This is a genomic window from Nitrospira sp. BLG_2 (assembly GCF_049222245.1).
The window spans coordinates 1-5,950 of record NZ_JBLYIG010000431.1 but is presented as its reverse complement, the minus strand read 5'-3'; the positions used below and the strand labels follow the sequence as shown (position 1 = coordinate 5,950).

At 55.4% G+C, this 5,950-nt stretch carries 6 protein-coding genes and 1 pseudogene; 1 reads left to right on the top strand and 6 read right to left on the bottom strand.

The window, feature by feature from the left end:
• The 6 genes and pseudogenes from ACOSYY_RS11880 to ACOSYY_RS11855 all read right to left on the bottom strand — a co-directional run.
• Window positions 1–188 (bottom strand): annotated as a pseudogene (locus tag ACOSYY_RS11880) (hypothetical protein); the annotation flags it as partial.
• A 113-nt stretch (window positions 189–301) separates the two neighbouring features.
• Complete coding sequence (locus tag ACOSYY_RS11875) at window positions 302–661, bottom strand: DsrE family protein (RefSeq protein ID WP_421662603.1); 360 nt, start codon at window positions 659–661, stop codon at window positions 302–304.
• A gap of 162 nt (window positions 662–823) precedes the next feature.
• Window positions 824–2,230, bottom strand: a complete 1,407-nt coding sequence (locus ACOSYY_RS11870) for a c-type cytochrome (RefSeq protein ID WP_421662602.1) — start codon at window positions 2,228–2,230, stop codon at window positions 824–826.
• A 140-nt stretch (window positions 2,231–2,370) separates the two neighbouring features.
• Window positions 2,371–2,790, bottom strand: coding sequence for an OsmC family protein (locus tag ACOSYY_RS11865; RefSeq protein ID WP_421662601.1), 420 nt, complete (start codon window positions 2,788–2,790; stop codon window positions 2,371–2,373).
• An 82-nt stretch (window positions 2,791–2,872) separates the two neighbouring features.
• Window positions 2,873–3,727 (bottom strand): c-type cytochrome, encoded by an 855-nt coding sequence (locus ACOSYY_RS11860; RefSeq protein WP_421662600.1) that lies wholly within the window; start codon window positions 3,725–3,727, stop codon window positions 2,873–2,875.
• 106 nt (window positions 3,728–3,833) lie between these two features.
• Window positions 3,834–4,217 (bottom strand): c-type cytochrome, encoded by a 384-nt coding sequence (locus tag ACOSYY_RS11855; RefSeq protein WP_421662599.1) that lies wholly within the window; start codon window positions 4,215–4,217, stop codon window positions 3,834–3,836.
• A 421-nt stretch (window positions 4,218–4,638) separates the two neighbouring features.
• Between ACOSYY_RS11855 and ACOSYY_RS11850 the strand changes: the two genes are divergently transcribed.
• The coding region (locus ACOSYY_RS11850; protein WP_421662597.1) for an AMP-binding protein at window positions 4,639–5,950 on the top strand (1,312 nt) is incomplete at its 3' end.

Sequence of the window (5,950 nt, the reverse complement as noted above, 5' to 3'; positions counted from 1 at the left end):
TCGGAAATGCCCTTGCAATAATGATGGAATGGACCGCCCGGCGTCCCGTCCGCCATCATATGCGGCGCTTGGACATGAATCTCGTATCCGACGGCCGGACTCGTTGGTTCCGCGCTCATTACCTTTTGGGCCACTCCGCTACATCCTACGGCAACCATCGCGATAACGACTGACAGTCCTTTTCTCATCACAATACCCTCCTCGATTTGCGGATTCCCAGCCTAGCCCATCTAGGCAGAGAAGCATTCCACTTATTGGCGGTTAGAGACAAAGCGACTCGAAAGGACTCAGTCAACAAGGCTTAGAACATCACGTTCCGATCGCGCTCAGCCACGGCCTTGATGTAATCCGGCATACCTTTAAGAGACGCTCCGGACACCAGGTCTCCTCCGCCGATTTGTCTGGCCACGGCACAAGCGCCGCAGACCCAGATCGACACACCAGCCGTCTGAACGAAAGCGAGAAGCTCTTTTAACGGAGTGAGGTTCACGCCGATCACGTGATCAGCCACACCCTTTCTACCCAACGTAACGGCCTCGTTCCACAGCCACAGCACTACATCATGCCCTTGCTCTTTGGCTGTCTTGGCCGCCATGAACGGCAAGGTTGCCATTGTGGGGTCATCGGTCCCTCGACTGCCGGAAATAATGAATGTCGCCATGTCGTCCTCCGTTATGAATGCAATGAGCCGACAGCGCATGGCTTATAGCGTATCGCACGGCAAACATCGGCGACACTTCGTGACAACGGTTGAACCGCTCAAGCCATCGGCCATTCACCATCAGCTCCGCTTATGCCATGTCCTTATCTCTTAAAGAGTCTGTCACTTCGCAAGACTCCTGATATAGTGGATCAGTTGCCATACTTGTTCATCCGGCAACGACGCAAACGACATCATGCCGGTTCCAGGCGAACCATTCTTGATAATCCAGAATAGTTGACCATCAGGAATATCCCTCATCATCGTTCCACAGGTAAAGTTTCTCGGCGGTGGCTCCAGAGCCGCGCCCATCAGTCCGTTGCCGTCACCTTGCTCGCCGTGGCACATCATGCAAGCGATAGGCTGCGCCGTTCTGAGAAACAACTCTTTTCCTGCCTTGATTGTACGCGGGGACGATGATAACGGGCTCGCCTTGACCAAGAAGTCTTCCGGCGCTTTGGCCGTCTTGCGCGGCTGCACGCAGACACCATTCTGAACTCGTCCTGCAGCAGCGGCGACATCCGGTATTCCTTTGAATGTCACCTTCACATAGGCGATCACATCCGCCACACCCTGCTGCCCGATGGTCAGCCCCCAATACGGCATGTTGGGCGACTTGCCGACGGCCGGCCCGCCGTGATTGATCACATTATAAAGGTACTCGATCGGAAGCTTCTCGAAGGGCATGTTGGCGTGGATGGCCGGTTTCGGCTCTAATCCCGCTGCGGCGGGACCGTCGCCTTTGCCGGTGAAGCCGTGGCACTGGGCGCAATATGCCTTGTATAGTACCTTTCCCCTATCAACGTTCGCGTTGGCAAACTCCTGACTCGTCCACGGCTCGTAATATTTGAAATCCTTGACGCCTTGCACAGCAAGGAATCCGATCACCGCCCGCAATTGCGGCTCGGTCGCGTCAGCCAGGAATTCTCCGGTATGGATGATGAAGTCCTGAGGATTTTGGCCGAAACGATACAGCCAGTCCGGGTTGTACCGCTGTCCCGCGTTTTGAAGCGCCGTGCTCTGAGGTCCTCCGATCAGTCGTCCGTTCTCTTCGATCGTGTGACATCCGAGACAGGCGTGTGCTTTGTAAGCCATACCGCCGAAGGTGACGTCGAACTTACTGATCTTGGAGACATCGAAGGCCCCGACTTTAACCCGCGGATCAATGTTGTGTTTTTCAAAATAGTCGGCGATGGCATTTGCCTCGGCCTCCGTCACGGCGGGGTGCTTCATCGGACCCTCGCTAAGATCCCACCGATATCCCTTCGCATAGAGCGGCACCTCCTTGCCGGTCAGCCACTGGATGAGCCACGGGCGCTGATATTTACTGCCGGCCCAAATCAAGTCGGGAGCCCGGAGGTTGAACCGAGAATCAGCCGTCCCTTCCAACCGATGACACTGCACACAAGCATGTTGGAGAAGATCCTTGGCACCGGCTTGATCACCCCCGAAAGATCTATCGTGACATAGGACCAATCCTGTCAGAGTCAGGACGGCTGCAATCGCTCTCCCGATTGCTTTCAACCCCATCTTTGTCCCTCCTTCGGTCGATGATCTCTTCGCCAGCTGTTGAAAAAGTCCTCCGGCTTTGTTTTCACGGAGACACTGCCGCCTCACCATCTCGGCGTCGTTCACAAACGTGCCGTGCCTTATTCGGCACGACGTGAACCTCATGACACGTTGAATGACTGATGTGCGGGCGGATTCAGCTTGATCCCGATGCTCGGCGCCACAGTAATGGACTGATGCACTGTACAGCCGTGCGCGACCCTCAAGAGTCGCTCTCTTTGCTCAGCGGTGATTCGGTGAGGAAGATGAATTCCGACGTCGATACGACCAACGCGGTGGGGACCTTCGGCCAAGGTCCATTCCGCATCAACCGTCAAGCCGTCTCGAGGAATACCGTGCCTCACGCAGAATTGCCCGACGAAGTACGCGACACAACTCGCGACGGACCCAACAAAGAGTTCAACAGGCCCCATCCCGGCATCCTGTCCACCGTCCTCCACCGCCTGGTCAGTGATAATTCGATGCGGGCCGCTCACAATGTCGTAGCGCGTCCCGCCGTGAAAGGTCGCGGTGAGTTTCATGTCGCACCATGTCTCGAAAGTTTCGCCGCTGCCCGCACAGTCCTTAACTCCGTTCTTTCACGGTTAACGAAATACCTAATGCTCAATAGGGTGCATCCGACGGCTTGTTGCCCTTGGGCCAATCATGGATCTTGTCGGGAAAGTCCGGTCGAGACTGAGCATTGATATACGATGCGGCATCGATGGCTTCATCATCCGTCACCGTCCACCCCCAGCCTCGCGGCATGTTGGCCTTGATAAATGAGGCCGCCACGATGGTCCTCGCCATGTCCGCGCCAATGTTGTACGAACGCGGTCCCCACACAGGTGGCCCGCCCCTTGTCCCCTGCCCATCGGACCCATGGCAGAAGACACATTTCTTTTCGTACACCTTCTTGCCGTTAAGAGGATCAGGGTGGTGGGTCGAATTGAGACGCGGGATTCCTCTCCATGGCACCGCGCTACCGGGCGGCATATTCTGTGATAACCATTCGATGTACGCGACAATAGCCGTCAGTTTCACGCTGTCGGACGGCAGAGACTTGCCGTTCATACTGCGTTCGAAACACTCGTTGATTCGATCAGTCAGAGTCACCTGTCGGCCGGCTCGTTCACGGTACTGTGGATAGAGCACACTGACACCGACGAAGGATGCGGCATTCGGATTGAGTCCCCCATCCAGATGACAATTGGAGCAGTTGAGCGCGTTTCCAACATACCGTTTCCCGTACTCTTGTGTATTGACGACCATCTCGTAGCCTAATCGAATCTGTTCGCCTCTCAAATCACCTGGAATGGCTTCAGGCGACGGCGGAGCAAACAACGCGTCGACCGCTGACTCCATGTGGTAACGACCAGCTGTCTCCTCATTCCCCGTCACTCGCGGAGGTGGGACACAACTGATCGTCACCAGTAGCATACTCAGAAGCACGATGGCTGCACTCGACGGTCGGCCCATAAATAGATCCTCATTCCTTCACATCAGAGATGCTTCCTCATCCATGAATGAGGTTGATCGTATTTTGTCGCAATCCGTGTGAGACATCTTTTGCCCATTGGATTCATCATGGTTGCCCGCCAAGTTCGGTCCCGAACGTACGCACATACGCCAAGATATCCCAAATTTCTTCATCAGAGAGACTGTGCTTCCACGCGCCCATAGCAGTATTCGGTTTGCCTTCGTGAATTCGTCGAAATAGGGTCCCGTCGAGCCTCCTCTGAACGGCGGGCGAGGTCAGGTCAGCGGGAGGCGGAACAAGCTTGACTTCGAGGACACCTTTGCCGTCGATTCCATGACATCGAATGCAGGTATTCACATAGATTTCCCGCCCACTGACCGGATCGCCTCCCTTGGGGGAAACAGCGAGATCTTGCACTCCGATATTGCTGAATCCCAACCCTGATAAACCAACTAATGCGGCGCACAACACTACCCTCCCGATAAGCATTTGTCTCTCCTCGATAATCCACTCTTGCGATCAGCGTGCCACCATTTCGTGATGCGCAGCGACTATATGGTACGTCTTATCAATGGCTTATGTCATTCGGCAGAGCCGTGTGCAGGGGATTAGGGTGGTGATTGACGAAAAACCCCCCAGAGCTGTTTCCACCTATTGACGCAGAATGCGACAAAACCTCGCTTCAGTTCATTACATTAGTGTTGACTAATTACACCTTGAACAACGGTCTTGTTCACACCTACTCCACCGCTTCGACGACGCATGAACGGTCAGGAAGAGAATTCCTATGCGGTTGGAAACGTAGAAATTCTTTGAATTTGTTATCAGTCACACTACTCTAATCCTCGGTGAACGGTAGCCGATAACGGTTAAATAGGATTCAGAATAGAAGACTGGGTGTCCCGCATACATGCCTGAACTTGCTCCTCGGGCTATCCATAACCTCGCCGATCTCTTCGAACATCGATGCAGGCAACAGCCGAATGAGCTTGCCTATGCCTTGATTCGCGACAACCTTGAGCTTGAGATTCAACTGACCTATGGCCAGCTTGAATGCAAGGTGCGTTCGCTTGCCGGACGTCTCGCTCGCGAGGGCCACCCAGGAGCCCACGCTCTTCTGCTCTACCCGCAGGGGGTCGATGCCGCATGCGCCTTTTGGGCATGTATTCGCGCCGGTCTCGTGCCTGTTCCCGCCCCAGCTCCTGACTCCATCAGGCGAAAATATGGTCTGCCGAGGCTGCGCAACATTATTGCGGATGCTCAGATATCGTTGGTGCTCACGACCTCAGGTATTACGGCTCTCTCTTCGGAGCTTTTGATTCCCAACGAGACGGGTGTGATCAAGTGGATGGCGACGGATCAACCATACAATTCCGCCGATTCGGTTGAGTCGCCACAGCATCACAGCTCCATCCTTGCCTATTTGCAATATACCTCAGGGTCGACGGCCGTTCCTCGCGGCGTCATGATCAGCCACGAGAACGTACTCTCTCACTGCAGGGCTTTGAGCCTGGCCGGAGAAGTATCGGACAGTAGCCGGTCCCTCTGCTGGTTGCCATATTTCCATGATTATGGATTGCTGCACGGAATCATCGCCCCGTTCTATTCCGGTATTCCTGCCTATCTCATGTCGCCCGTCACGTTTCTCCGACGGCCGTTGCGCTGGCTCGAGGCGGTATCTCGGTTCGGGATTACTCATAGCGGTGGACCGAATTTTTGCTATGAGGCTTGTCTCAGAGCAGTGCGGCAACAGAAAGAGTGGGGGGCTGACCTGAGCACATGGATGGTCGCCAGTTGCGGGGCCGAACCCATTCATCCGGAGACGGTTGATCAGTTTATCGACACCTTTGGTCCACGTGGCTTCCGACGAACGGCTTTTGCTCCGGGATATGGGCTCGCGGAAGCCACGCTATTGGTGACGATGAAGCGGGCGGGGTTGGAACCGAGCGTCTTGCATGTTGAGGCCGACGCATTGGCCGATTCGATCGTTAGAGAGTCCTCCGCATCGGAACGCGGATCGCGGCCCTTGGTCGGATGCGGGGAGCCTCTCGAAGAGACTCATGTGCGGATTGTGAACCCTATGAATCACGGCGAGTGCCCGCCGGGCGTTGTGGGAGAAGTATGGGTGGCCGGAGCGGGGGTTGGCTCTGGATATTGGGGAAACCCGTCGGCAACCGCCGCCGTCTTTCCATCCTCTCTCTCCTGCTCGTTCTCCGTCCCCT